This is a genomic window from Arthrobacter sp. Soil764 (genome assembly GCF_001428075.1).
Taxonomy (GTDB): domain Bacteria; phylum Actinomycetota; class Actinomycetes; order Actinomycetales; family Micrococcaceae; genus Arthrobacter.
Map to the genome: position 1 here is coordinate 35,384 of NZ_LMSI01000004.1, position 26,411 is coordinate 61,794.

At 67.4% G+C, this 26,411-nt stretch carries 24 protein-coding genes; 9 read left to right on the forward strand and 15 right to left on the reverse strand.

What is annotated here, in order from left to right:
- Positions 1-2,508 carry a GcvT family protein gene (locus tag ASG86_RS04395; protein ID WP_056330808.1) on the forward strand — a complete coding sequence of 836 codons (2,508 nt, stop codon included), beginning with the start codon at positions 1-3 and terminating at the stop codon, positions 2,506-2,508.
- A 206-nt stretch (positions 2,509-2,714) separates the two neighbouring features.
- Here ASG86_RS04395 and ASG86_RS04400 read toward each other — a convergent pair whose 3' ends face one another.
- The 3 genes from ASG86_RS04400 to ASG86_RS04410 all read right to left on the reverse strand — a co-directional run bounded on the left by ASG86_RS04400 (position 2,715) and on the right by ASG86_RS04410 (position 6,899).
- A complete protein-coding gene (locus ASG86_RS04400) occupies positions 2,715-5,072 on the reverse strand; it encodes an FdhF/YdeP family oxidoreductase (protein WP_056330811.1) in 2,358 nt (785 codons plus the stop codon).
- A 103-nt stretch (positions 5,073-5,175) separates the two neighbouring features.
- Positions 5,176-5,796 (reverse strand): MBL fold metallo-hydrolase, encoded by a 621-nt coding sequence (locus tag ASG86_RS04405; RefSeq protein WP_056330813.1) that lies wholly within the window; start codon positions 5,794-5,796, stop codon positions 5,176-5,178.
- Entirely contained in the window at positions 5,793-6,899 is a 1,107-nt protein-coding gene (locus tag ASG86_RS04410; RefSeq protein WP_056330815.1) for an S-(hydroxymethyl)mycothiol dehydrogenase, read from the reverse strand. The genes ASG86_RS04405 and ASG86_RS04410 overlap by 4 nt, the downstream gene beginning before the upstream one ends.
- Positions 6,900-7,223: 324 nt before the next feature.
- On the opposite strand from ASG86_RS04410, the gene ASG86_RS04415 reads away from it, so the two are divergent.
- The 3 genes from ASG86_RS04415 to purM are packed head-to-tail and all read left to right on the forward strand — an operon-like array spanning position 7,224 to position 10,408.
- The gene (locus ASG86_RS04415) at positions 7,224-7,538 is read left to right on the forward strand and encodes a hypothetical protein (protein ID WP_056330816.1); all 315 of its coding nucleotides are present in this window, start codon (positions 7,224-7,226) and stop codon (positions 7,536-7,538) included.
- A gap of 57 nt (positions 7,539-7,595) precedes the next feature.
- Positions 7,596-9,266: an amidophosphoribosyltransferase gene (gene purF / locus ASG86_RS04420; RefSeq protein WP_056330821.1), complete on the forward strand. Its 1,671-nt coding sequence runs from the start codon at positions 7,596-7,598 to the stop codon at positions 9,264-9,266.
- The gene (gene purM / locus ASG86_RS04425) at positions 9,263-10,408 is read left to right on the forward strand and encodes a phosphoribosylformylglycinamidine cyclo-ligase (protein ID WP_056330824.1); all 1,146 of its coding nucleotides are present in this window, start codon (positions 9,263-9,265) and stop codon (positions 10,406-10,408) included. The genes purF and purM overlap by 4 nt, the downstream gene beginning before the upstream one ends.
- Positions 10,409-10,537: 129 nt before the next feature.
- Here purM and ASG86_RS04430 read toward each other — a convergent pair whose 3' ends face one another.
- The gene (locus tag ASG86_RS04430; protein WP_056330827.1) at positions 10,538-11,311 is read right to left on the reverse strand and encodes a VOC family protein; all 774 of its coding nucleotides are present in this window, start codon (positions 11,309-11,311) and stop codon (positions 10,538-10,540) included.
- 116 nt (positions 11,312-11,427) lie between these two features.
- Entirely contained in the window at positions 11,428-11,661 is a 234-nt protein-coding gene (locus ASG86_RS20065; protein WP_082566668.1) for a DUF3073 domain-containing protein, read from the reverse strand.
- Between the two features lie 272 nt (positions 11,662-11,933).
- On the opposite strand from ASG86_RS20065, the gene ASG86_RS04435 reads away from it, so the two are divergent.
- Positions 11,934-12,611 (forward strand): septum formation family protein, encoded by a 678-nt coding sequence (locus ASG86_RS04435; protein ID WP_056330830.1) that lies wholly within the window; start codon positions 11,934-11,936, stop codon positions 12,609-12,611.
- Between the two features lie 46 nt (positions 12,612-12,657).
- Here the strand turns inward: ASG86_RS04435 and clpB are convergent, their stop codons facing one another.
- The 5 genes from clpB to ASG86_RS04460 form a co-directional block, all read right to left on the reverse strand.
- A complete protein-coding gene (gene clpB / locus ASG86_RS04440; RefSeq protein ID WP_056330833.1) occupies positions 12,658-15,300 on the reverse strand; it encodes an ATP-dependent chaperone ClpB in 2,643 nt (880 codons plus the stop codon).
- 125 nt (positions 15,301-15,425) lie between these two features.
- The gene (locus ASG86_RS04445) at positions 15,426-16,517 is read right to left on the reverse strand and encodes a sulfate/molybdate ABC transporter ATP-binding protein (protein ID WP_056330836.1); all 1,092 of its coding nucleotides are present in this window, start codon (positions 16,515-16,517) and stop codon (positions 15,426-15,428) included.
- Positions 16,514-17,401 carry an ABC transporter permease gene (locus tag ASG86_RS04450; protein WP_056330839.1) on the reverse strand — a complete coding sequence of 296 codons (888 nt, stop codon included), beginning with the start codon at positions 17,399-17,401 and terminating at the stop codon, positions 16,514-16,516. Before ASG86_RS04450 ends, ASG86_RS04445 begins: the two co-directional genes overlap by 4 nt.
- Positions 17,398-18,204: a molybdate ABC transporter substrate-binding protein gene (modA, locus tag ASG86_RS04455; RefSeq protein ID WP_056330842.1), complete on the reverse strand. Its 807-nt coding sequence runs from the start codon at positions 18,202-18,204 to the stop codon at positions 17,398-17,400. Before modA ends, ASG86_RS04450 begins: the two co-directional genes overlap by 4 nt.
- Positions 18,201-18,611 carry a TOBE domain-containing protein gene (locus ASG86_RS04460; protein WP_056330845.1) on the reverse strand — a complete coding sequence of 137 codons (411 nt, stop codon included), beginning with the start codon at positions 18,609-18,611 and terminating at the stop codon, positions 18,201-18,203. Before ASG86_RS04460 ends, modA begins: the two co-directional genes overlap by 4 nt.
- Before the next feature lie 116 nt (positions 18,612-18,727).
- Between ASG86_RS04460 and ASG86_RS04465 the strand changes: the two genes are divergently transcribed.
- The 3 genes from ASG86_RS04465 to ASG86_RS04475 are packed head-to-tail and all read left to right on the forward strand — an operon-like array spanning position 18,728 to position 20,843.
- Positions 18,728-19,597, forward strand: a complete 870-nt coding sequence (locus ASG86_RS04465; protein ID WP_056330847.1) for a DUF4031 domain-containing protein — start codon at positions 18,728-18,730, stop codon at positions 19,595-19,597.
- Complete coding sequence (locus tag ASG86_RS04470) at positions 19,594-20,403, forward strand: 2-phosphosulfolactate phosphatase (RefSeq protein ID WP_056330851.1); 810 nt, start codon at positions 19,594-19,596, stop codon at positions 20,401-20,403. The genes ASG86_RS04465 and ASG86_RS04470 overlap by 4 nt, the downstream gene beginning before the upstream one ends.
- A 56-nt stretch (positions 20,404-20,459) precedes the next feature.
- Positions 20,460-20,843, forward strand: a complete 384-nt coding sequence (locus ASG86_RS04475; protein WP_056330853.1) for a VOC family protein — start codon at positions 20,460-20,462, stop codon at positions 20,841-20,843.
- Here the strand turns inward: ASG86_RS04475 and ASG86_RS04480 are convergent.
- Positions 20,840-21,256: a YccF domain-containing protein gene (locus ASG86_RS04480; protein WP_056330856.1), complete on the reverse strand. Its 417-nt coding sequence runs from the start codon at positions 21,254-21,256 to the stop codon at positions 20,840-20,842. The two genes, ASG86_RS04475 and ASG86_RS04480, sit on opposite strands and share 4 nt — an antisense overlap.
- 93 nt (positions 21,257-21,349) lie before the next feature.
- On the reverse strand, positions 21,350-21,961 hold the full coding sequence (locus ASG86_RS04485; RefSeq protein WP_056330859.1) for a phosphoribosylanthranilate isomerase: 612 nt from the start codon (positions 21,959-21,961) through the stop codon (positions 21,350-21,352).
- Positions 21,962-22,066: 105 nt separating this feature from the next.
- On the opposite strand from ASG86_RS04485, the gene ASG86_RS04490 reads away from it, so the two are divergent.
- Positions 22,067-22,636, forward strand: a complete 570-nt coding sequence (locus ASG86_RS04490) for a HutD/Ves family protein (RefSeq protein WP_056330862.1) — start codon at positions 22,067-22,069, stop codon at positions 22,634-22,636.
- Here ASG86_RS04490 and ASG86_RS04495 read toward each other — a convergent pair.
- The 3 genes from ASG86_RS04495 to ASG86_RS04505 are packed head-to-tail and all read right to left on the reverse strand — an operon-like array spanning position 22,620 to position 26,388.
- The gene (locus ASG86_RS04495; RefSeq protein WP_235565095.1) at positions 22,620-23,942 is read right to left on the reverse strand and encodes a Gfo/Idh/MocA family protein; all 1,323 of its coding nucleotides are present in this window, start codon (positions 23,940-23,942) and stop codon (positions 22,620-22,622) included. The genes ASG86_RS04490 and ASG86_RS04495 overlap by 17 nt on opposite strands.
- Positions 23,939-25,303, reverse strand: coding sequence for a glucosylglycerate hydrolase (gene ggh, locus ASG86_RS04500; RefSeq protein WP_156386122.1), 1,365 nt, complete (start codon positions 25,301-25,303; stop codon positions 23,939-23,941). The genes ASG86_RS04495 and ggh overlap by 4 nt, the downstream gene beginning before the upstream one ends.
- The gene (locus ASG86_RS04505; protein ID WP_056330864.1) at positions 25,300-26,388 is read right to left on the reverse strand and encodes an ABC transporter ATP-binding protein; all 1,089 of its coding nucleotides are present in this window, start codon (positions 26,386-26,388) and stop codon (positions 25,300-25,302) included. The genes ggh and ASG86_RS04505 overlap by 4 nt, the downstream gene beginning before the upstream one ends.
- Between the last annotated feature and the right edge of the window lie 23 nt (positions 26,389-26,411).

Sequence of the window (26,411 nt, forward strand, 5' to 3'; positions counted from 1 at the left end):
ATGAGCGCATCACCACGCGTTGTCATTATCGGCGCCGGCATTGTCGGAACCAACCTTGCCGACGAACTCGCCACCCGGGGCTGGACCAACATCACGGTGGTGGAACAGGGCCCGCTGGAACTTGCCGGCGGCTCCACGTCGCACGCTCCGGGCCTGGTGTTCCAGAACAACCAGTCACGGACCATGACCGAATTTGCCACCTACACGGTCAACAAGTTCCTCTCCCTGAGCAAGGACGGCGAGTCCTGCTTCAACCAGGTGGGCGGCCTGGAACTGGCCACCACCCCCGAACGACTGGCCGATCTCCACCGCAAGATGGGCGTGATGACCTCCTGGGGAGTCGAAAGCCGGATCGTCGACGCCGACGAATGCGAAAAGATCTACCCCCTCCTGAACACCGGCAAGCTCACCGGCGGCCGCGAGGTCCTGGGCGGCCTGCTCATCCCCACCGACGGCCTGGCCCTGGCCGCCCGTGCGGTGCAGCTGCTGATCGAGCGCTCCAGCCAGGCCGGTGTGACCTACCAGGGCAACACCACCGTCACCGGGATTGCCCAGGAGGGCGGCAAGGTGACGGGTGTGGAAACGTCCGAGGGTTTGATCCCGGCAGACATCGTGGTCTCCTGTGCAGGCTTCTGGGGCCGTGAGCTCGGCAAGATGATTGGCCTGGAAGTACCGCTGCTGCCGCTGGCCCACCAGTACGCCATCAGCACCCCGCTGCCCGAACTTGAGGGCGTCAACGAGCTTCCCAAGGGTGCCAGCAAGCCCATCCTGCGCTACCAGGACAAGGACCTGTACTACCGCGAGTGGGGCGACCGCATCGGCATCGGCAGCTACGCCCACCGCCCCATGCCGGTGGACATGTCCGCCCTGCCGAAGGTCCCCGCAGAGGAAATGTCGGACCACCGCATGCCCTCCCGCCTGGAGTTCACCTTGGAAGACTTCCTCCCCGCCTGGGAGGACAGCCAGGACCTGCTGCCCGCGCTGCGCAGCTCGGAGATCCAGGACGGCTTCAACGGCATCTTCTCCTTCACCCCGGACGGCGGCCCGCTCATGGGTGAGGCACCGGACCTGGAAGGATTCTTCGTGGCCGAAGCCGTGTGGGTCACGCACTCTGCGGGTGTCGCGAAAGCCATGGCCGAGCTCCTCGTGGACGGCCAGCCGCAGACGGACCTGCACGGCTGCGAACTCACCCGCTTCGAGAAGGTCCAGACCTCGGACGCCTACGTCAGCGAGACCTCCCAGCAGAACTTCGTGGAGATCTACGACGTGATGCACCCGCTGCAGCCGCGCGAATCCCCGCGGGACCTGCGGGTGAGCCCGTTCAATGTCCGGCAGAAGGAGCTGGGCGCGTTCTTCCTGGAGTCCGCCGGCTGGGAGCGCCCGCACTGGTTCGAAGCCAACCGCGGCCTGCTTGAGGAGCTGCCGGCCGAGTGGCAGGCGCCGGAACGCGACTCCTGGTCCGCCCTGTTCTCCTCCCCCATTTCCGCAGCCGAGGCGTGGAAGACGCGTACCGCCGTCGGACTTTACGACATGACACCGCTGAAGCGGCTGTCCGTGGTGGGCCCGGGCGCGCAGGCTCTGCTGCACCGGCTCAGCACGGGCAACATTGCCAAGAAGCCCGGTGCCGTGACGTACTGCCTGCTGCTGGAGCACGACGGCGGCATCCGCAGCGACGTGACCGTCGCCCGGCTGGCGGAGGAGGACTTCCAGCTGGGCGTCAACAGCAACGTGGACTTCGACTACCTCCGGGTGGAGGCCCGGAAGCAGTCGGCTGCCGATCCGGCCCAGTGGGTGCACGTCTCCGACATCACGGGCAGCACCTGCTGCATCGGCCTGTGGGGCCCGCTGGCACGCGAAGTCATCGGCAAGCTCAGCTCGGACGATTTGACCAACGACGGCCTGAAGTACTTCCGGACCAAGGAAATCTCGGTTGGCGGCATCCCCGTCACGGCCATGCGGCTGTCCTACGTGGGCGAACTCGGCTGGGAGCTCTACACCACCGCCGAATACGGGCTCAAGCTCTGGGACCTGCTGTTCGAGGCAGGCCGGGAGTACGGCATCGTCGCGGCGGGCCGCGGGGCGTTCAACAGCATGCGCATCGAGAAGGGCTACCGGCTGTGGGGCACGGACATGACGTCCGAGCACCACCCGTACCAGGCCGGACTGGGCTTCTCGGTGGCCAAGGACAAGACCGGGTTCGTGGGGGCGGAAGCCCTGGCGGCCCTTCGGCAACAGCCCGCCGCCAAGACGCTGCGCTGCCTGACGGTCGACGACGGGACGTCCATGGTGCTGGGCAAGGAACCGGTGTACGTGGCCGGGGAAGCCGTGGGCTACGTGACCAGCGCGGCTTACGGCTACACCGTGCGCAAGCCGATCGCCTACGCCTGGCTGCCGTCCGCAGTGTCCGAAGGCGACGGCGTGGAGATCGAGTACTTCGGCAAGCGGGTGGCCGCCACTGTCACGGCCGAACCGCTGTTCGATCCGGCCATGGAGCGCATCCGCGGCTAGACCGGCCCCTGTGGTAAGGGGCAAGGGGTGGTTGGGCCTGCTTGAGACCGGCAGGCCCAACCACCCTTTTTCGTCCCCGCGAGATGGCATTTAGCGGCAGTGCCGCCGCGGAACATTGCCGCTAAATGCCATCTCGCGGAACGGAAAGGCCCCGCCTCCGAGCTGTTTGCAGCAGGGAGGCGGGGCCTTTTCGGCGCAGGTGGTAGTTACCCCGCCGGAGCTGGTTCCAGGGCCGCTGCGGGCTCTGCAGCCACCGCCGCTTCGGCCCGGTGCGGTTCGAAGCGGACGAACATCGCCTTGAAGCCGGGGGTATTGGACACGCGGGCCACGTTTTCCTTGTGGACCAGGGCGTTCGCTTCCGGGAAGTACGCCGCGGCGCAGCCCTTGGCAGTGGGGTAGGCCACCAGGCGGAACTTGTCGGCCCTGCGGTCCACGCCCTGGAAGGTGCTCACCACGTCCACCAGTTCGCGGTCCTGGAAGCCGGATTTCGCGAGGTCCTCGGGGTGGATGAGGATCACGCGGCGGCCGCCGGAGATGCCCCGGTATCGGTCATCCAGGCCATAGAACGTGGTGTTGTACTGGTCGTGGCTGCGGATGGTCTGCAGCACCAGGTGCCCCGGCGGCGGCGTGAGGTACTCCAGCGGGCTCACGGTGAACCGGCCGCGGCCGATGTCCGTCTTGAAGGAGCGTGTGTCGCGGGGCGGGTTGGGCAGCACGAACCCGTTCTTGGTCCGGACCCGCGTGTTGAAGTCCTCGAAGCCGGGCAGGACGCGGGCGATGTGGTCGCGGATCACGTCGTAGTCCTCGGCCATGGCCTTCCAGTCCACGGCGTGGTCCGGGCCGAACGTGGCTTCGGCCATCCGGGCCACGATCACGGGCTCGGCCAGCAGGTGATCGGAGACGGGGGTGAGCCGTCCCTGGGTGGAGTGGACCACGGACATGGAGTCCTCCACGGAGAGGAACTGCGCGCCCGTGGGGTGTTTGTCGTCCTTGTCGGTCCGGCCCAGGGTGGGCAGGATCAGCGAGGTGCGGCCGTGCACGATGTGCGAGCGGTTGGGCTTGGTGCTGATGTGCACGGTCAGCCCTATCCGCTGCATGCCCGCTTCCAGGGCTTCGGTGTCGGAGCAGGCCAGGGAAAAGTTGCCGCCCATCGAGACGAACACGTCCACCTCATCGCGTTCGAACGCCTCCATGGACTCCACCGCGTCGTAGCCGTGGTGCCGCGGCGAGGTGATTCCGAACTCGCTGTCCAGCGCTTCGAGGAGCCATTCCTTGGGCTTTTCCCAGATGCCCATGGTCCGGTCGCCCTGGACATTGGAGTGGCCGCGGACGGGGCAAGCCCCGGCGCCGGGCTTGCCGAAGTTGCCCTGCAGGAGCAGGACATTGACCATTTCCTTGATGGTGTCCACGGAGTGCGGCTGCTGCGTCACGCCCAGTGCCCAGCAGAAAATGCTGGCCTTGGATTTGATGAGCATCCCGGCCACGGCCTCGATCTGCGCACGGGCCAGGCCCGTGGCCTTTTCGGTTTCGTCCCAGTCCAGGGTGCGGCGGGCTTCGCGGTAGGCGTCGAACCCGTCGGTCTGCGCGGCGATGAAGGAATGGTCGACGACGGTCCCCGGGTTGGCTTCCTCGGCCTCCAGGAGCAGGTGGCCGAGGGCCTGGAACAGAGCCAGGTCGCCGCCCACCTTGATCTGCAGGTACTCATCGGCCAGGGGCGTGCCGCCGCCCACCACACCGGAGACGGTCTGCGGGTCCTTGAAGTTGAACAGGCCGGCCTCGGGCAGCGGGTTCACGGCCACCACCTTGCCGCCCTTGTCCTTGCATTCCTTCAACGCCGACAGCATGCGCGGGTGGTTGGTACCGGGGTTCTGCCCCACCACGAAGATCAGTTCGGCATCGTGGATGTCGTCCAGGGACACCGTGCCCTTGCCGATGCCGATGGTGGGGTTCAGGGCCGAACCGGAGGACTCGTGGCACATGTTGGAGCAGTCCGGCAGGTTGTTGGTGCCCAGGGACCGGGCGAACAACTGGTACAGGAACGCGGTCTCATTCGCGGTGCGGCCGGAGGTGTAAAAGACGCAGCGGTCAGGGGTGGTGGCCCGGATGTGTTCGCCGATCAGTTCGAACGCGTCTGCCCAGGAGATCGGCGAGTAGTGGGTCTCCCCCTCGCGGATGACCACCGGCTCGGACAGCCGGCCCTGGTTGCCCAGCCAGTACTCGGTCTTCTCCGACAGTTCCGCAATGGAGTGCTTGGCCCAGAACTCCGCGCCCACGGTCCGCAGGGTGTTCTCCTCGGCCACCGCCTTGGCGCCGTTCTCGCAGAATTCCGCTGTCTTGCGTTTCTTGTCCGATTCCGGCCAGGCGCAGCCCGGGCAGTCGAAGCCGCCGCGCTGGTTCAACCGGAGCAGCGAGTGCGCCGTGCGGGTAACCCCTGCCTGCGCCACCGCGCGTTCCAGGGCCACCATGACGGCCTTGACCCCGGCGGCTTCGGTCTTGGGCTTGTGGACTTCGAGGTTGTCCTCATTGATGTCCGCAACGGGGGCGGGCTGCTTTCCGAACTTCATTGTTCCAACTTCCTTACCGGCTTGCGCTGTTCGACCGCCAGTGAAAGGCGCGCCGGGTGTTCCCGGCGCGCCTTTCGCTGGCACTTCATTGACTTCCCGCTGGCTACTGGGAGACCTTTGCCAGCGTTTCCTGCTCAGCGGCGATGGTGGTGCTGTCACCGTGGCCGGTACGGACCACTGTTTCGGCAGGAAGCGTCAGCAGCCGTTCACGGATGGACTTCAGGATGGTGGGGTAGTCGCTGTAGGACCGGCCGGTGGCACCCGGGCCGCCGTTGAACAAGGTGTCCCCGGTGAAGACCGTCCCCTCGCTCTCCAGATAGAAGCAGGTGGACCCGGGCGAGTGGCCGGGCGTGTGGATGGCGCGCAGGTTCGCCCCGCCCACCTCGAACACGTCTCCATCGGCGTGGTACCGGTCCGGTGTGGCGTCAGGGTAGACCTGCTCCCACAGGACCAGGTCCTCCTGGTTCAGGTAGATCGGGGCGCCCAGCGCCTCTGCCACCTCGCGTGCGGCGCCGATGTGGTCGTTGTGCGCGTGGGTCAGCAGGATGGCCTTGACCTTCCGGCTGCGGACCTGGTTGATGATCGCGGCAGCGTCATGGGGGGCATCGATGATGACGCATTCCTCGTCATTGCCCACAATCCAGACGTTGTTGTCCACGTCCCAGGTGCCGCCGTCGAGCGAAAATGTGCCCGAGGTGACCAGGTTTTCAATGGTGACGCTCATGCTGACGCCCCAACCGGCTGGATCTCGACGACGGACCGCAGCACCTTGCCCTCGTGCATCTTGCCGAAGGCTTCCTCCACCTCGTCGATGCCGATGCGCTCGGACACGAACGCGTCCAGGTCCAGGTTGCCCTGCTTGTAGTGGGACACCAGCATGGGGAAGTCGCGGGACGGCAGGCAGTCGCCGTACCAGGAAGACTTCAGCGACCCGCCGCGGCCAAAGACGTCCAGCAGCGGCAGTTCAAGCGTCATCTCCGGCGTGGGGACGCCCACCAGGACCACGCGGCCGGCCAGGTCACGGGCATAGAAGGCCTGCTTGTAGGTTTCAGGACGGCCGACGGCGTCAATCACCACGTCTGCTCCGTGGCCTCCGGTGAGGGCGCGGATGGCTTCCACGGCGTCCTCCTGGCGGGAGTTCACGCCGTGGGTGGCACCGAGGGACTTGGCCATGTCGATCTTGTTGTCGTCGATGTCCACGGCGATGATCGTCGTCGCACCGGCCAGCCTGGCCCCGGCGATCGCCGCGATGCCCACGCCGCCGCAGCCGATCACTGCCACGGACTCACCACGCTTGACCTCGCCGGTGTTGATGGCGGCGCCGATGCCGGCCATGATGCCGCAGCCCAGCAGGCCCACAGCAGCAGCGTCAACCTCCGGGTCCACCTTGGTGCACTGGCCGGCGGCAACCAGCGTCTTCTCGGCGAACGCACCGATGCCCAGGGCCGGCGAAAGCTCCGTACCGTCCTCCAGGGTCATCTTCTGCGTGGCGTTGTGCGTATTGAAGCAGTACTGCGGCTGGCCTTTTGCACAGGCCCGGCACTCGCCGCAAACTGCCCGCCAGTTCAGGATGACCCGGTCACCGGGCGCCACCGAGGTGACATCGGGGCCAACAGCACTGACCACGCCCGTGGCCTCGTGTCCCAGCAGGTAGGGGAAGTCATCGCCGATGCCGCCCTGCTTGTAATGCAGGTCCGTGTGGCAGACACCGCAGGTGAGGATGTCCACCAGCGCCTCCCCCGGCCCCGGATCCGGCACCACGATGGTTTCCAGCGACACCGGGGCGTTCTTCTCTTTAACGACAACTGCCTGGACTTTGTGGACCATGGTTCTTGTGTTCCTTTCCTGGATCCGGCCGGATCCGGTGAATCGGCACCAAATGCCAATGTAGCTGACGGGCACTCGCGGGGAGCTGCTGTCACGATGCCCTCGCTCCAGATGATTGCGTAATGCACAACACGATGCGCATGGCGCCTACTGCCGAATATGGCAGGGCCCTCAATCCATGTCAATAGATATATCAGTCCCACAGCAGTTGTTGAACAGTTGTCGTCCGAGGTTTTTCGAGACGCTCCATTACTGCCGCCCCGTTGCCGCCACCCTCCCCGCCCGCATTACGTGCAGCAAATTGCGGGCAGTAGGCTGGATGGCATGGCTTTTGAAGACTCTCCCGCCGAGCGGCGCGAAGTGACCGTCCGCCGGGCACCCAAGTACGTTCCCTTCCTGATCCTGGGCGCGCTCGTGGGTGTTGCCGCAGCCGCGGTAGTGGCGTATGCGGTGCCGGGCGACGAGACCTTCGACCCGGGCGCGGTGTTCGGATTCTTCATGGTGATGTTTGCCGCAGGCGGCGCAATTTTGGGCGCCGCACTGGCGCTGGTCCTGGACCGCCGCAGCGTGAAGCGGCAGGAGAGAGCCGTGGTGGAGGCCGTTCCGGATTCCGAACCGGACACGGATCCCCAGGCTTAGCAAGTCACAAACCAGCGGCCGGAAAAGTCGTACCCCATATCGTGAGATAATCGACCAGTGGCACGCGGCGATGGAAAACTTTCCCATGATCTTCTCCCCGGCGAAAAAGGCCCGCAGGACGCTTGCGGCGTCTTCGGCGTCTGGGCCCCAGGCGAAGAAGTAGCAAAACTTACCTATTACGGGCTGTATGCACTGCAGCACCGCGGTCAGGAGTCGGCTGGCATAGCCACCAGCGACGGCAAGCGGATCAACGTCTACAAGGACATGGGCCTCGTGTCCCAGGTCTTCGACGAGACCACGCTGAACACCCTGACCGGGCACCTGGCCGTCGGCCACTGCCGCTACTCCACCACCGGCGCCAGCCACTGGGCCAACGCACAGCCCACCTTGGGCGCCACCGCCACCGGCACGGTCGCCCTGGCCCACAACGGCAACCTGACCAACACCGCCGAGCTCAACGCGATGATCCAGGAACGCAACGGCGGCCAGCTCACCGGCGAAATGAAGCAGGGCAACACCTCGGACACCGCCCTGGTCACCGCCCTGCTGGAGGGCGAGCCGGGCAAGACCCTGGAGGAAACCGCCACAGAGCTGCTGCCCAAGATCAAGGGTGGCTTCTGCTTCGTCTTCATGGATGAAGGAACGCTCTATGCGGCCCGTGACACCTATGGAATCCGCCCGCTGGTCCTGGGCCGGCTGGAGCGCGGCTGGGTTGTTGCTTCCGAGCAGTCGGCCCTGGCCACCGTGGGCGCCAGCTTCATCCGGGAGATCGAGCCGGGCGAGTTCATTGCCATCGACGAGGACGGCGTGCGGTCCAAGCGGTTCGCAGAGCCGACGCCGGCGGGTTGCGTCTTCGAGTACGTCTACCTTGCGCGCCCGGACGCCGCCATTGCAGGCCGCTCGGTCTACGAATCCCGCGTGGAGATGGGCCGCCAGCTGGCCCGCGAGAACACGCAGCAGGCGGACATCGTTATCCCCGTGCCGGAATCCGGCACCCCCGCGGCTGTTGGCTATGCCGAAGAATCCGGCATCCCGTTCGCGCACGGCTTCGTCAAGAACTCCTACGTGGGCCGTACCTTCATCCAGCCCTCGCAGACCCTGCGCCAGCTGGGCATCCGGCTCAAGCTCAACGCCCTTGAATCCGTGATCCGCGGCAAGCGCGTGGTGGTGGTGGATGATTCCATCGTCCGCGGCAACACCCAGCGCGCCATTGTGCGGATGCTCCGCGAAGCGGGCGCCGCGGCAGTGCACGTGAAGATTTCGTCCCCGCCCGTCCAGTGGCCCTGCTTCTATGGCATCGACTTCGCCTCCCGGGCAGAGCTGATTGCCAACGGCGCCACCATCGAGGAGATCTCCCAGGCCATCGGCGCGGACTCGCTGGCATACATCTCCGAGGACGGCATGATCGGTGCCACCCGGCAGCCGCGCGAGCGCCTCTGCACCGCCTGCTTCACCGGCAAGTACCCCATCAAGCTCCCCGATGCGGACAAGCTGGGCAAGAACCTGCTGGAACGCACGGACCTGGGCGGCCTGAAGCCTTCCCCGTCCGCGCTTCCCGGTGAAACCGCCGCCCTGGCCGTTGACGCCACCGAGGACCCCGCGGAGAAGCCCGGGGCCACCGGCTGCGACCCGGGCCCGGACTCCGAATTCGAGAACCTGCTGACCGAAGCCGACCTTGTGCCCGACGTACCCGCCGCCACCAGCGCCGACAAGAAAGAGTCCGTATGACTTCCGCTAGCCCCGCCGCAAAGAACTCCGGCATCACCTACGCTTCCGCAGGCGTTGACGTTGAAGCCGGGGACCGCGCCGTCGAGCTCATGAAGGATGCCGTCAAGGCAACCCACAACTCCTCGGTGATCGGCGGGGTGGGCGGCTTCGCCGGCCTCTACGACGTTTCCCGGCTGCTGACCTACAAGAGGCCGCTGCTGGCCACCTCCACGGACGGCGTGGGCACCAAGGTCGCCATTGCCCAGGCCATGGACATTCACGACACCATCGGATTCGACCTGGTGGGCATGGTGGTGGACGACATCGTGGTGGTGGGCGCCGAGCCGCTGTACATGACTGACTATATTGCCTGCGGCAAGGTGGTCCCGGAGCGCATCGCGGGCATTGTCCGCGGCATTGCCGCCGCCTGCTCCGTTGCCGGCACCGCCCTGGTGGGCGGCGAGACCGCCGAACACCCGGGCCTGCTGGGCGAGCACGAATACGACGTTGCCGGCGCAGCCACCGGCGTCGTCGAGGCCGATGCACTCCTGGGCCCGGACCGTGTCCGGGCCGGGGACGTGGTGATCGGCATGGCCTCATCCGGCCTGCACTCCAACGGCTACTCCCTGGTCCGGCGCGTCATCAACCACGCCGGCTGGGCCCTTGACCGGCAGGTATCCGAACTCGGCCGCACCCTGGGCGAGGAACTCCTCGAGCCCACCCGCGTCTACGCCGCCGACTGCCTTGACCTGGCCCGCACCTTCCCGGTCAGCGCCGGCGCGGCCGTTCACGGCTTCAGCCACGTCACCGGCGGCGGCCTGGCCGCGAACCTGGCCCGCGTCCTCCCCCAGGGCCTCGTGGCTACCGTGGACCGCGCCACCTGGGAACTGCCCGCCATCTTCAAGCTGGTGTCCGAGCTCGGCAACGTGCCCCTGGCGGACCTGGAGCGCACCCTGAACCTCGGCGTCGGAATGGTGGCCATCGTGTCCCCCGAAGCCGCTGACGCCGCAGTTTCCCGCCTGAACGACCGGGGCCTGCCGTCCTGGATCATGGGCACCGTCACCGAGGATTCAGACTCCATCCTCAAGTCCGGCCCGGATTACGTCCAGGGCGCCAAGGGCGTGGACGGCGGCGCAGTCCGCCTGGTCAACGCCTACGCCTAAGACCCTCCATCGAGTGCTCCGCACTTGTCGTTTTCACCCCTGATAACGACAAGTGCGTGGGCCCACGCCAGCAGGGTTCCCTGGCCGAGCTTACGAGGTTAGGGAGCCGGTGGGGAGCACTCGATGTGTTTAAGCCACTTGGATGAGGTTGAGGACTCCACCCTGGGGGTCCTCGATGGTGGCAAGTGATCCTGGAGCCGGGTGGTCATCCGGCTCCACCAGCACTTCGCCGCCTGCTGCCATGGCGGCCGCTGCCGCCGCCGCAATATCGGCCGCGCCAAAGTAGATCTGCCAGTCGGCTTCCTCGTCTTCGTCGGCAGGGACAATGCCTGCCACCTCACTGCCGCCGATGAGCAACGTGCTGTAGCTGCCGCCGTCGTGCTGTGGGTACTCGGTGACACCATGGCCGAAAAGCTGCTGGAAAAAGCCGATGGCGGCCTGCGGCTCGGGCGTGAAGAGCTCCGCCCAGGCCAGGGCGCCGGGCTCGTTGAAAAGATGGCTGCCGTAGTGGGTGCCTGCCTGCCAGATCCCCGTGGTCCCGCCGCCCGGAGGGGCCAGGAAGCCCAACACGCCAGTGTCGCCCACCTTCTCGGGCCCAAACTGTACGGTACCCCCGGAATGGCGGGCTTCATGAAGCAGGTCCGCGGCGTCCGGGACCGCAAAGTAGACGTTCCACTCGGCGGCAGTCCCGGCTTCCAGCTGCAAGGGACTTTGCGGCGCTATGGTGGCCACCAGTTGCCCGCGGACAAAGGCGTGCGCGTAGCTGCGGCCGTCCGGGGTGGGGAAGTCCTGGTAGGTCCAGCCAAAGAGCCGTCCGTAGAAGTCTTTGGCGGCAGCAACATCGGGGGTCTGCAGATCCGCCCAGCAGGGCTCGCCGCTGGCGTATGTGGTCCGAACAGTCATGCGGTCAGGTTACCAACCAATGCCGCAAACAACACGGAAAGCCCGCTGCCGTACCGGAAATCCGGCATGGCAGCGGGCTACGTGATGAAGGCGGTCACCCTATCCGGGTATCACGACTAGCCGATGCGACGGTGGTCTACCTCGTCGTCATCGTCATCCAAATCATCCGCGTACTTATCCACATAAGCCGAATAGTCCGGTTCGACCGGCTCATTCGAGTAACGGCTCGTTGAACGACTATTAGGGCCCGTCAGCTCACGCTGAAGTGCCGAGTAGTCAGTGTTCGGGGAGTAGTACTTAATGTCCCGAGCCTGCTTGGTAGCTTTTGCCTTTTGACGGCCGCGCCCCATGGCGTGACCCCCTTTTGTACTTGGACCGGAGGTGGTCACCTTGGCGATCGGTGAGGCCCCGGAATGTTTGGTCAATTTGTCGTACACCTAGATTACATGCTTTCGGCGGGCCCCGCTTGCCGCCTCGGGGTCCGAACGGCCGGGTGGGGTACCATGACGCACCTCCACCCGCGGGATTCCGGCATTTTTCTTCGGTAGAGTCACTTAAGAACTGCCGGTTTTATCTGGCCTTTGGCGAGCCGCGGAACCAAACACCAGGAGGATGCGCACCCGTGAACCACCAGGACATCCCGCCCAAACCCGCCTCGCCCCCTCAGACCGGAAGCGTGCCAAAGGTCCAGGGCGGTACCGGTCCGGCCCCCGCTCCAGAATCCATCACCTGGTCCCAACCCCGCCACGATCCCGCCCCCGAAAAACACGTCAACAGGAAGCCCGCTTTGTGGAAGGCGCTTCTCGTCGTCGTCATCCTCGCGGTGGCAGGTTCACTGGTATGGCTTGCCGTCTGGCTGAATTCCTCACCGGGCAGCGAGGCGGCAAAGAATGACCCGCTGGGCGTGCTGCAAACCGCCGTCACGCCGCCCGCCACTCCCGAGCCCCTTCCACGCGAGGGCGTTGCTCCCGCCGCCTACGCGGTCGGTGAGTGCTTCAAGGACTTCGATCCACAGGCCCTCACATCCACCGTGGTGCCGTGCGATACCGGCCACTCGGCGCAGCTCGTAGCCACCCTCCACTACCCGGACAGCGCCAAGTATCCAGGGGCCGAGCCGCTCAAGGCCAAAGCCCTGGAAGTCTGCCAGGCGGCAAAGCTCGGGCCGGCCGCCAAGCAGTTCCCGCTCAACTACCAGCGCAGCTTCCCCAGCAGCACCAGCTGGGGATCCGGCGACCGCCGGGTGGATTGCTACGTCGCGGCCGACACCGGCAATGTGATTAACGCAAGCGTGCTGCCCTGACGGTTCACCCGCCAGGGCAGCACGTCCCACATCACCACGCTGGCGGCTAATCCTTCCGCCGGACCGACAATCCGGAGCTGCGGGCGCCCGTCATTGTGTCCACGTTGCCCCCGGCCAGTTCGCCAAAGTCCGGCGCCGTATCGACCAGCACGGTGTCGCCGTCGCTGATCTCACCGGCGAGGATGGCCTTGGCCAGCCGGTCGCCGATCTCGCGCTGCACCAGGCGGCGCAGCGGCCGGGCGCCGTAGGCGGGGTCGTAGCCGGACAGCGCCAGCCACGCCTTGGCGCTGTCGGTGACATCGAGGGTGAGCCTCCGTTCGTGCAGCCGGCGCCCCAGTTCGGCCACATGCAGCTCCACGATGTGGGCCAGTTCCTCCACCGTGAGGGCGTCGAACAGCACCACTTCATCGAGCCGGTTGAGGAACTCCGGCTTGAAGGACGCGTTCACCGTGGCCATGACGGCGTTGCGCTTGGCCTCGGCATCCAGGGACTGGTCCACCAGGAACTGGCTGCCCAGGTTGGAGGTGAGCACCAGGATCACGTTGCGGAAATCCACGGTGCGGCCCTGCCCGTCGGTGAGGCGGCCGTCGTCGAGCACCTGCAGGAGGATGTCGAACACCTCGGGGTGCGCCTTCTCCACTTCGTCCAGCAGCACCACGGAGTAGGGACGACGGCGGACGGCCTCGGTCAGCTGCCCGCCTTCCTCGTAGCCGACGTAGCCCGGAGGTGCCCCCACGAGCCGGGCCACAGAATGCTTCTCGCCGTACTCGGACATGTCGATCCGCACCATGGCGCGTTCGTCGTCGAACAGGAAGTCCGCCAGGGCCTTGGCCAGCTCGGTCTTGCCCACACCGGTGGGGCCCAGGAACAGGAAGGAACCCGTGGGCCGGTTGGGGTCGCTGATGCCGGCCCGGGCACGCCGGACGGCGTCTGACACAGCAGCAACAGCCTTGCTTTGGCCGATGAGCCGCCTGCCGAGCTCCTCCTCCATGTGCAGCAGCTTCTGGCTTTCGCCCTGCAGCATGCGGCCGGCGGGGATGCCGGTCCAAGCGGAGATGACCTCGGCGATGTCCTCCGCCGTCACTTCCTCCGCCACCATCTGCGCGGACTTATCGGTGACGGCGGCTTCGGCTTCAGCCGCAGCGTTCAGCTCCCGTTCCAGCGCCGGGATTTCCCCGTAGAGGATGCGGGAGGCAGCCTCCAGGTCGCCCTCGCGCTGGGCTTTGTCCGCGGCAGAGCGCAGCTCATCCAGCTTGGCCTTCAGGTCACCCACCCGGTTCAGGCCGGCCTTTTCGGCCTCCCACCGGGCATTGAGCGCGGAGAGTTCCTCTTCCTTGTCCGCTTTGTCGGCCCGGAGCGCGGCCAGCCGTTCCACGGAGGCGGCATCGGTCTCGCCCTCCAGCGCGAGCTCTTCCATGGTCAGCCGGTCCACCTGGCGCCGCAGCTGGTCGATCTCCTCCGGGGCGGAGTCGATCTCCATGCGCAGCCGGGACGCGGCCTCGTCCACCAGGTCGATGGCCTTGTCCGGCAGTTGGCGGCCCGAGATGTAGCGGTTGGACAGGGTGGCGGCGGCCACCAGGGCGGAGTCCGCGATGGACACTTTGTGGTGCGCTTCGTAGCGCTCCTTGAGGCCGCGGAGGATGCCGATGGTGTCCTCGACGCTGGGCTCGCCCACGTACACCTGCTGGAAGCGGCGTTCCAGGGCTGCGTCCTTTTCGATGTTCTCGCGGTACTCGTCCAGCGTGGTGGCACCGATCAGGCGCAGCTCGCCGCGGGCCAGCATGGGCTTGAGCATGTTGCCGGCGTCCATGGAGGAGTCGCCGGTGGCGCCCGCCCCCACCACTGTGTGGATCTCATCGATGAAGGTGACGATCTGGCCCTCGGAGCCCTTGATTTCCTCCAGGACCGCCTTCAGCCGCTCTTCGAACTCGCCACGGTACTTGGCGCCGGCCACCATGGACCCAAGGTCCAGGGAGATGAGCGTCTTGCCGCGCAGGCTTTCCGGGACGTCGCCGGCCACCATCCGCTGGGCGAGGCCTTCCACGACTGCGGTCTTGCCCACGCCGGGTTCGCCGATGAGCACCGGATTGTTCTTGGTGCGCCGGGAGAGGACCTGGACCACGCGCCGGATTTCCGAGTCGCGGCCGATCACGGGGTCCAGTTTGCCTGCACGGGCCATGGCGGTGAGGTCGGTGCCGTACTTCTCGAGTGCCTGGAAGGTATTTTCGGGGTCGGGGCTGTCCACCTTACGGTCGCCGCGGACGCCCGGCAGGGCAGCGAGAAGCGCTTCGCGGGAGGCGCCGGCGTCGCGCAGCAGGCGGGCCGCGGCATCGTTGCCGGCCGAGAGACCCACCAGGAGCACTTCGGTGGAGACAAAGGAGTCGCCCAGGCGGTCCGCTTCCTCCTTGGCATGCTGGATGGCCTGCAGGGCGGGCCGGGACAGCTGCGCCTGCTGGCTTGAGCCGCCGGAGGTGGCGGGCAGTGCCTTGATGGCGCTGCTGGCCTGGACGCTGACGGCGTCCGGGTCCGCGCCGGTGGCGCGAAGCAGCGCGACGGCGACGCCCTCACGCTGGTCCATCAGCGCCTTGAGGAGGTGGGCCGGTTCCACCTGCGGGTTCCCGGCCGTCGAGGCGTTCATTGCCGCGGCGGAAAGAGCCTCCTGGCTCTTGGTGGTGAATTTGACGTCCAAAGAGAGCTCCTTTCGGGGGCTTGTTGACTAAGTTGAGTCTACTACGCTCAACTTTGGACGGCGAGGTCCAGTAGCCATGTTTGCCCAAGGCGAAATACCTGTCCAGAGCCGGAGGTCCCGCCGCCCTAGGTTCCGTATACGGAGACGGCAGCGGCCTTGACCACGAAGTGCACCGTCATGCCGGGGGCAAGGCCCAGGTCTGCGGAGGCGGCAGGGGTGATGTCCGCGGCCAGGCCGCCGGCGCGGACGCGGATCTGGTCGCCGTGCGGCTCGAGGTCGCTGATGGTGACGGCGAACGAGTTCCGGGGGCTGCCGTGCGCATCGTCCAGGAACACGGAGACGGCCGACGGCGGAAAGACGGCGACGCCGGGAGCGTCCGGCTTGGGCAGCGGGGCAGGGTCGCCGTCCGGGCCTGCTTCCGGGGTAAAGGATCCGTCATCATGGCCGGTAATTCTGAGTCCCGCACTGGTCCGCACCCCCGGCCCGTCCAGGGTGCCCGGAATGAAGTTCAGTCCTGCGAGCCCGGCGGCGAAAGAGCTGCGCGGGCGTTCCAGTACGGCGCGCGTGGGGCCTTCCTCTACGATCCGGCCGTCCTCCAGGATGACCACGCGGTCCGCGAGCATCAGTGCGTCCAGCACGTCGTGGGTGGCGATGATGGCCTGCCGTCCGGCAAGGACCCGCTTGAACAGGCGGCGCAGCAGCGGGGCGGAGTGGATGTCCAGGGCCGCCAGCGGCTCGTCGAGCAGGAGGAGTGCGGGGTCGGCCGCGAGCGCCCGGGCCACGGCCACCCGCTGGGCCTGGCCTCCGGAGAGCTGCGCGGGACGCCGCGCGGCCAGGTCCCCGGCTTCGACCTCAGCCAGCCACCGCCGGGCCTTCTCCTCCGCCGCCCTTTTGGAAACGCCGGCGCTGCGGGGGCCGAAGGAGACATTGTCCAGGGCTGTGAGGTGGGGGAAGAGCAGGGGTTCCTGGGCGAGCAGGGCGGTCCCGCGGTGGTGCGGCGCTGCCCACGTGCGCTTTCCGTCGTCGAGGTCGAAAAGCGTCCTGCCATTGAGTTCAGCCCGGCCGCTGTCAGGCCGCAACAATCCCGCGATGCCGGTCAGCAGGGTTGACTTGCCGGCGCCATTGGGCCCCATGACCGCCACGGTTTCGCCCGGCCGGACTGTGAGGACCACGTCGAAGCCACGCCGGGCCACCACTGCCTGGAAGGACAACGTCACCGGACGTCCCCTCCTGCCGGGGCCGGCGCCGTCGTCCGTCTTCCTGATCCGGCACGGCCCGCTGGCGGGCGCCGGTACGCAAGCGCAACCACCGCCACGGCCACGGCCACCAGGACCAGGGACAGGGCGACGGCGGCGTCCGGGTCCGTTTCGCGCTGCAGGTAGATTTCCAGCGGCAGGGTCCGGGTCACCCCCTGCAGGCTGCCCGCGAAGGTCAGCGTAGCGCCGAACTCGCCCAGGCTCCGGGCGAAGGACAGGACCGCGCCGGACGCCAGCCCGGGCAGGACCAGCGGAAGGGTGACACGCCGGAACACCGTGCCGGGCCGGGCGCCCAGCGTCGCGGCCACGGCCTCGTACCGTGAGCCTGAGGTCCGCAGTGCCCCCTCAAGGCTCACCACCAGGAACGGCAGCGCAACGAACGTCTGCGCCAGGACCACCGCCGTGGTGGAGAACGCGATCTGCAGGCCGAGCACATTCAGTGTCTGCCCCAGCAGCCCCTGCCGGCCGAACGTATAAAGCAGCGCGATACCGCCCACCACCGGGGGAAGTACCAGCGGCAAAAGCACCAGCGAGCGCAGCAGCCCCTGCAGGCGGAAGGTGTCCCGTGCAAGGACCAGGGCCAGCGGGACGCCCAGCACGATGCACAGCAGGGTGCTCGCCGCCGAGGTCCGCAGGCTCAGCCCCAGCGCCGTCAACGACGACGCGGAGGTCACGAGGGGAAGGAATTGTGCCCAATCCACGCGGAGCACCATAGCCAAAAGCGGAAGCACGACGACGACGGCGGCCAGGACGGCCAGCGCCCGGACCCAGGCGGGGATGCCTGAGTAGGCCGGACTTGGGGTGCGCAGGTGGACCGGCAGCGGGCCGGCTTGCTGGCGGGTCATGTGCCGCTTCCTTGACCGGCACCCGGCGGGCCGAATCCCGCAGCCGCGAGAACCTCTTGCCCTTCCGGGCCGGTCACCAGATCCAGGAAGGCCCCGGCCGTGGCCTTGTTCCGGCTGCCGGCAACCCCGGTGATGGGGTAGGTGTTCACCCCACTTGCCGACTCCGGGAACTGGATGCCGGCCACCTTGGACCCGGCGGCCTTGATGTCCGTGCCGTAGACCAGGCCGGCGTCGGCCTCGCCGGAAGTGACCTTGCCCAGGACGTCGGTGACCGCGTTTTCCTCACTGACGGGACGCAGCGCGACTTCGGCCGCCTCCGCCGCCTTGGCCGTGGCTGCCCCGCAGGGCACCTGCCTGGCACAGGTGACGAGTTTGACGCCTGGCCGGGCCAGGTCCTTCAGCGCGGTGATCCCGGCCGGGTTGCCGGGCGGCACTGCGATGGCAAGGGTATTGGTGGCGAAGTTCCGGGGCGTGCCGTCCGTGAGACCGTCGTCCTGCAGCTTCTGCATGGTGTCCGTGTCCGCTGCGGCGAAGACGTCCGCGGGGGCTCCCTGGCTGATCTGGCTGGCCAGGTCCGAGGACCCGGCGAAGCTCAGGGTAACCGCCGTGCCCGGATTTTCCGCCTCGAAAGTGTGGGCGAGCTGGGTGAAGGTGGCCTTGAGGGAGGCGGCCGCGAAGACGGTGATGGTGCCGCCTGGCTTGGCGCCGGAGCCTGCTCCCGGAGCGCTGCCGGTTGCCGCGCAGCCGGAGAGGACGGCCAGCAGCAGCAGCGCGGCCGCCAGCAGGATGGGCCGCCGGATCATGCGGTGGCCGGTCCCTTCGGGGACTCGATAATGACCGTTGTTGCCTTGACCACGGCGGTGGCCACCGAGCCCGGCTCCAGGCCCAGCTCGCGCACGGCTTCGCTGCTCATCAGCGAGACCACCCGGAACGGCCCGCACTGCAGTTCCACCTGTGCCATGACCTTGTCCATGATGACGTTGGTGACCAGGCCCATGAACCTGTTCCGCGCCGAGCTGCTGCCGCTCCTGGGGTCGTCGGGAAGCTGGGTCAGCTTCTGCGCATGCGTTGCCAGCTCCAGGCCGTCCACGGCGAGCCGTCCGGACTCGTCCCGGAGGGGTGTCAGTGTTCCATGCTCCGTCCAGCGCCGGACGGTATCGTCGCTTACGCCCAGGAAACGGGCAGCTTCGGAAACGCGGATAAGGGCCATACAGTGATTCTAATCCGCAATTGCGGCAATACGCCTAGCTTCAGCAGGTATTTGAGGATTGCGGCTGGCTGCGCCGTTTCCGGCCTGGGCGCCAGAGGCAGCACTAGACTCCTTCCATGGCCATCTACATCGACCCGCCGCTGTGGCCTGCACACGGAACACACTTCTCCCACCTGGTCTCGGACACGTCCCTCGACGAGCTGCATGCATTCGCCGCCGCCTCCGGGATCCCGGAGCGGGCGTTCGACGGCGACCATTACGACGTGCCGGAACGCCGGATCGAGGAGCTGGTGGCGGCAGGCGCGGTTCCAGTGGAGGGCAGGGTGCTGGTCCGCAAACTCATTGCCAGCGGGCTGCGGATCCCTGCACGGCGGCGGAACAAGTCGCTGAAGGTCCCGCTGCTGACCCGGTGGGAAGCCGTCATGCCCGGCCATGACGCCCTGTTCCTGGATCTTCTGGACCGCTGGAGCGAACCGCACCGCCATTACCACGGCTGCACGCACCTGTTATCGGTGCTGGAGGCGCTGGACCTGCTCACCGAACCGGGCGAGGCACCCCGGACAGTGCTGCTGGCGGCGTGGTTCCACGATGCCGTGTACCGCGGCGCTGCCGGCCAGGACGAGGAGGAGTCTGCCCGGCTGGCGGAAAGCCGGCTGGCCGGAACCGGACTGCCGGAAGATGAGGTGGCGGAAGTGGCGCGGCTTGTCCGTCTTACGTCGGACCACCGGCCGGAGCCAGGGGATGACGACGGCGCCCTCCTCTGCGACGCGGACCTTTCGGTCCTGGGCGGCGATCCGGAGGAGTACGCCCGCTACCTCGCCGCCGTCCGGAAAGACTACGCGCACATCGGTGACGCCGACTTCTCAGCCGGCAGGGCCGCCGTCGTGCGCCATCTGCTGGAACTGGACCCGCTCTTCCACCACCCGCGGGCCCGGGAACTGTGGCAGGACGCCGCGAACCGAAACCTGGAAGGCGAACTGGCGTGAACGCAACCGGCTCCAGCACACGGCACACGCACTCCGCCAATGCCGTGCACCGGCAGCTCCCTTTCACGGTCAGGCTGGACTGGGGGCTGGAGGGAGCCAGGACCGTGGCATCAGGCGCCGACATGGCGGTGGTGGTGGACGTCCTTTCCTTCGGCACCTGCGTCAGCGTGGCGCTGGACCGGGGCGCTGAAGTCTTCCCCTATCCCTGGCGGGACACCGGCGCCGAAGGCTTCGCCGCCCATCACCAGGCGCAGCTGGCCGGCCCCCGCGGCGGCGGCGGCCTGAGCCTCTCCCCCGCCAGCTTCCGCGCTGCAGAGTCACTGGAAAGAGTGGTCCTGCCCTCCCCCAATGGATCGGAACTGTGCCACGCGCTCGGCGCGGACGTGCCGCTGGTGGCCGCCGTGTGCCTTCGGAACGCAGCAGCCACTGCCGACTGGGTGGCGGCGAACCTTCCGGCGGACGCGGTGCTGGCGGTGGTTGCCGCCGGTGAACGCTGGCCGGACGGCACATTGCGCCCTGCCGTGGAGGACCAGATCGGCGCGGGGGCTTTCATTGCCGGACTGGCGGCCGCCGGCAGGGGCGGTTACGAAGCTGAGGATGGCAGGCACGGCTACGCGCCGGAGGCCGTGGCCGCCATGGCGGTGTTTGAATCCGCGGAACCGCGGCTGCGCGAAATGCTGCAGCAGTGTTCCAGCGGCCGTGAACTGTCCGGCGCCGGCTATGCAGAGGATGTGGACATTGCCGCTGAACTGGACCAAAGCGATTCGGTGGCCATCCTGCGGAACGGGGCGTTCCGGCCGCTTTGAGGGCGGCACCCCTGCACGGGTTTACGGATTGCGGAACCGGATGCAAAACTGCACGGATGAGCCTGCGCATCCAAGCCCTCGCCATTGATTCCACCGACCCCCGGGTTCCTGCAGCCTTCTGGGAAAAGGCGCTCGGCTGGCGCCGCACCCATGAGGAGGACGACGAGATTGTGCTGGAACCGCCGGCAGGCAGCGCCGAAGACGGGGTGCTGCCCGACCTGCTGTTCCTCAAAGTCCCGGAGCGGAAGGAACTGAAGAACCGCCTTCACCTGGACCTCCGCCCCGAAGACCAGGACGCCGAGGTGGCCCGGCTGGAAGAACTGGGCGCCAGCCAGGTTTCAGTGGGACAGGGCGCAGCGGCAACCTGGGTTGTCATGGCTGACCCTGACGGCAACGAGTTCTGTGTGCTGCGCGCCCTCCGGCCGGACGAATCTGCCTAGCGGTAGCTGCTGACCGGGTAGTTGCTCACGAACGGCGTATTGGTGGGCACGATCTGCTTGCCCAGCGGCATGAGGGACACCGGGATGAGCTTCAGGTTGGCGATGGCCAGCGGGATCCCGATGATGGTCACGGCCATGGCGAACGCGGTGACCACGTGTCCGATGGCGATCCAGATCCCCGCCACGAGCAGCCAGATCACATTGCCCAGCAGCGAGAAGACGCCGGTGCCGCCTGGCTTGTCCACCACCATCCGGCCGAACGGCCACAGGGTGTAGGCGGCAATCCGGAATGAGGCAATGCCCCAGGGAATGGTGACGATCAGCAGGCAGCAGACCACGCCCGCCAGGAAATAGCCCAGGGCCAGCCACAAGCCGCCGAAAACCAGCCAGATGATGTTCAGAAGTGTCTTCATGCACCTATTGTGCCCCCGCCCCTCTGACAAAAGGCTGGGGGACTCCCCTGATCCTGCCCTGATCCCGGCCTCGGCACGGGTCAGGCGCAGCGCCTAAACCGTGGCCGCTGCCTTTGCCGCGTGGACAAAGGCCCGGACCTTGGCCAGGTCCTTCACGCCCCGTGATGCCTCCACGCCGGAGGAAACATCCACTCCCCAGGCATGCGCGGCCGCCGATGCCTGGCCTACGTTGGCGGCATCGAGGCCGCCGGCGAGCAGCCAGTTCCGTCCCTGCAGCGCCGGCAGGGCCGCCACGGAGGCGTAGTCCCAGGATTCCCCTGAACCCGGCACGGCGGCATCGATCAGGAGCAGGTCCTCACCCCAGTCTTCGAACTCATCCTGGCCGGCACCCATGGTGATGGCCCTGATCAGCTTCATGCCGGCGTCGTGCACTGTTGCCACGTCCGTGCGTGACCGCGTGCCGTGCAGCTGGATCCATTCCAGGCCCGCGGCCCGGGCAATGGCGATGGCGTCCGCCACCGGCTCGTCCCGGAAGACCCCGATCGGGGAAACGCCACTTGGGACTGCTGCCAGCAGGGAGGCCGCCTGCGACGGCGAGACAACCCGGGGGCTTGCGGTGAGGACAAATCCCACGGCATCCGCGCCGGCGTCCACTGCTTCCCGCACCGATTCGGGCGTGCTGAGACCACACACTTTGACGAACATTCCCGGCTCCTTCAGGCTGTTTTCGCGATGACCCCCCGCAGGAGAGTAGCAGGCACAGGGCACGTGCTGCGACGCGTGACCACCGCGGGCAACTAGGCTGGGCTGATGCAGATCATCCGCTTCGCTGACCTCAAGGCCGAACCATGGCGCAACGGCGGCGGCGTGACCAGGGAAATCGCACGCAAGGGCACTGACGACGGCGGCTGGGACTGGCGGGTGAGTATCGCTGACGTCGCCAAGGCAGGGGACTTTTCCACCTTCCCCGGCATGGAGCGGGTCCTGACGGTCATTGAAGGGGAACTGCTGCTGCTTTCGGTGGACGGCGCGGAACAGCCGCTGGAAAAGTACCGGCCCTTCAGGTTCGACGGCGGCGCGGCCACCGCGGCCAAGCTGCCTACCGGCGATATCCGGGACCTCAACGTCATCACGCGCACGTCCGCCTGCAAGGGCTACACGTCCATCATCGAGCTGTCCAAAAAGCGCGCCCACCCCGTCTTTGAGGGGCAGCTTGGCGTGCTGCTGCAGGGACAGGCGAAGGTCAGCGAAGGCGGGTCCGAGCCGCTGGAACTGGGCCGGTACGACGCCGTGGTGGGTTCCGACGCCGACTCCCCCGAAGTCCTGGGCCGCGGCTTCCTGGCCGTGGTGTCGATCGACCCGGTCACCGCGCAGGGCTGAACTCCTCCACCGCGACCACGCTGCCACGCCGGCGCGCCTCCTCAGCCGCGAAAACCACCGCATGGCTGACCAGCGATTCCGCCAGGCCCGACACCACACCCGACCAGTCACCGGCGGCGAGCGCGTTGACCCAGGCCTGAACCAGTCCCCGGTCGCCGCCTTCATGCTTTTCACCTGCCACCGTGGAAACAGCAGCGGGGACCGCATAGGCGGTGCTGGTGCCGGTCAGGAAGTCGTGGACCGAGACAGTGCCTGCTTCGACCGAGATTTCGCCGTGGCTCCCGAAAATCCTGGTGCGCCGCGGGCCTGCTGCGGTGAAGGCGGTGGCGGTGAAGGCGGCCGTTGTGCCGTCGTCGTACTCAATGTTCACCACCTGGTGGTCCACCACGTCGTTGCCTCCCCCGTAAACGCAGCGCCCGTACGGCCCGGTTTCCAGTGCCTGCCACAGCGATTCCCGGGTACCGCCCGGGTCCACGACGTCGGCAAAGTAGGCCCGTGCCGGGTCCGCCGCGGCACCGTCCGGAGGGCGGCCCGGCCCGTAGATCCGCAGGGCGGAATAGGGGCAGCGGGGCTCGGCCGGACAGTCGGTGCACCGCCCTGATGCGCCTTCGGGTGCCTCCTCCGGCCGGAAATGCGAGAGCCGGCCAAAGGAGGACACCCGCACGGGCCGGCTTCCGATGATGAAGGAAAGCCAGTCCACGTCGTGGGTGCACTTGGCCAGCAGGAAGGGGCTGGATCCCGCCTCCCGCCGCCAGTTCCCGCGGACGTACGAGTGCGCGAAATGCCAGAAACCCACGGGCTCCAGGTGCTGGACGGAGATGATCCGGCCTACGGCACCTGCAGAGAGGAGCTGCCGCAGCAGCCCCGTCAGCGGGGTGTAGCGCAGGACATGGCAGACTGTGGCCCTGATTCCCGATTCCTGCTGGAGGCGCGCCAGCTCCGCGCAGCCGGCGGGGTCGGGGGCGATGGGCTTCTCCAGTAGTACGGGATAGCCGTGGGCCGCCGCGGCGGCGAACGGCCTTCCGTGTTCACGGTCGGGGGTGGCAATGATGATGCCGTCCGCCGGCAGCCGGGTGCGGAGCATGGCCTGCCAATCCTCGAAAACACCCGCGGCCGGCACGCCAAGCTCCGCCGCGAGGGTTTCGCGCAGCGGCCCGCGGGGCTCCGCGATGCCCACCACCACGGCGAGGCCGGTATCCGCGGCAAGCCGGGCGTAGGCGGAGCCCCGTGCACCGGCGCCGGCAATGAGGAGGCGCACGGGTGCTTTGGGCATGGGGGCGGACGACGGCGGCGCCTCCATGGTCATGCGGCGTCTGCGGCGTCTGGGTCGGCGAGCCATTCCAGCGCAACGGCCGCCGTCCAGGACTGGTCCATGCTGCCCAGCGGCTCGCCCGTGAACGGCTCGTAGTACTCGGCGAAATGGCCTTCCATCAGCTGGGCAAGGGAAGCTTCACGCAGCCGCCGGTACCGTTCCTCGTCACCGCGCCGGCGCAGGCAGCCCGCCAGGTACCAGTTCATCACCGGCCAGACCGGTCCCCGCCAGTATTGCCGCGGTTTGAGGCCCTCATAGGTGGTGGAGGTTGATGCCGGGAGCGGGAAGGCCAGTCGCGGGTCTCCCATCCAGTCCGGCCCCTCGAAAATCTCCAGCTGCCGCCGCAGCAGGGCGTTGTCAGCCGTGGAGATCAGCGGGGCGAAGCCGGCCATGGTGGGAAGCCCGATCCAAACATCTGCCAGCACATCCCGGTCCCGCGCCAGCCCTGTGTGTTCATCAACGGTGGCGTCCACGCCCTCCCGGAACTCCTGGGCCCACTCCCGCAAGCGGGGCGCGTCCCCGCGCAGGCCGATATGTTCCGCCAGCGCGGCCAGGTCCTCATTGGCCGCCGCGAAGATCGCCGACATGAAGACGTCCTTGACCTGGAAATCCATCACGCCTGGCAGCCGGGCGTCGTCGAACCGGACGTCGGCCATCTGCTGCACCAGCCAGAGGTAGCGGCTGTATTCCTCGTCGCTGGGCCGCTGGCTCAGGTCGGTGACCTTCAGCGTGTCAGTCCGGACAAAGGGCTCCATTTTCCCGGGCCGGACCCTGGAATAGGGTCCGTCGAACCGTGGCGAGTTGTCCATCCCGGACTCCCAGCCATGGTAGATCGTGAGCAGGCCCGAGCCGTCGCCGCCGCGGCTGGTGCGGAGCCAGGCGTGCCAGTGGATCCACTGCGGCAGCGTCCGCCGGGTGAACTCTTCGGCGAGCCTGGCATCCTCACCGCCGGCCGCCGTCGCGCGTTCCACGATGCGGCGCAGCAGCGTCGCATGCACGGGCGGCTGGCAAATACCGCTGGACTTCACTCCCTCGGGTGATGCTCCGCGGGTTCCCCACCGCTCCACGTCAGGGAAATAGCCGGGGACGTCGGAGAAGACAATGTGCGGAATCATCCCGCTCTCCCACTGCGCCGCGAGGAGGTGGTCCAGCTCCTGCAGGGCGCGGGCAACGCTCATGGTGGACAGGCCGGTGGCCACAAAGGCCGCGTCCCAGCTCCACATGTGCGGGTAGAGGTTCGGTGCGGCTGTGACCATGGTGCCCAGGTCATTCCCTGCCAGGACATCCCTGGCCCGCCGCCGCATCTCCTCAAGGTCCCGAAGCGGAAACCCGGGCGCGTCCGCTTCCGCGCTCACGCCGTCAGTCCCAACTGGGTTTCGGTGTCGAAGAAGCGGAGGGCGCTTTGCTCGAAGCGCAGCCCCACCGTCTCCCCTGCGGAAACCTTGGCCGTGGCGGGGACCTGGACCTTGACGGTCTGGCCACCCAGGTCCACCGTCAGCAAGGTGGCGTGCCCCAGCGGCTCCACCACTTCCACCGCCGCGTCCAAGGAACCCTCCGAGCCCCGCTGCTCCAGGGAAATATTCTCTGCCCGGATGCCCACCATGACCGGCGTGCCGCCGGTGCGCGCCGCTGCCCGGGCCAGGAATTCGGGCGCCGCGATGCTCTGGCCGCCCACTTCCAGGGCACCCTGCTGGGTGATCCGGCCGTCCAGGAAATTCATGGGCGGCGATCCGATGAAGCCGCCCACGAAACGGTCCGCCGGCTCCTCGTACACCGTGATCGGGTGCCCCAGCTGGGCGATCTGGCCCTTCTTCATCACCGCAACCCGGTCCGAGAGGCTCATCGCCTCCACCTGGTCGTGGGTGACGTACAGCGTGGTGGAACCAAGCTGCTGGACGATCTTCTTCAGCTCGGCGCGGAAGTCGAGGCGAAGGAGGGCGTCGAGGTTGGACAGCGGCTCATCCATCAGCAGCACATCGGCGTCCATGACGATGGCCCGGGCAACGGCCACCCGTTGCCGCTGGCCGCCGGAGAGGTTGGCCGGATAACGGTCCAGGTACGGGCTCAGTTGCAGCAGGTCCGCCGCCCATTTCACCTTCCGCTCCAGCTCTTCCCGCGAAACCTTCTTCATCATCAGCCCGAACGCAATGTTGGTGCGGACATTCCGGTGCGGGAAGACGGCATAGGACTGGAAGACCATGGAAAGGTTGCGGTCCTGCGGGGGAAGGTAGGTCACGTCCCTCCCGCCGATGGAGATGCTGCCCTTGTCCGGGAAGTCCAGGCCCGCCACCATGCGCAGCAGGGTGGTCTTCCCGCAGCCGGAAGGTCCCAGCAGCACCATGAACTCGCCCTCCGCCACCTCGAGGGAGACGTTGTTCGTGGCCAGCTCCGTGCTGCCGGGGTAGGTCTTGTGCAGACCCTTGATGGAGATGTCAGCCATGGGACGGCCTCTCTGGGACGCAA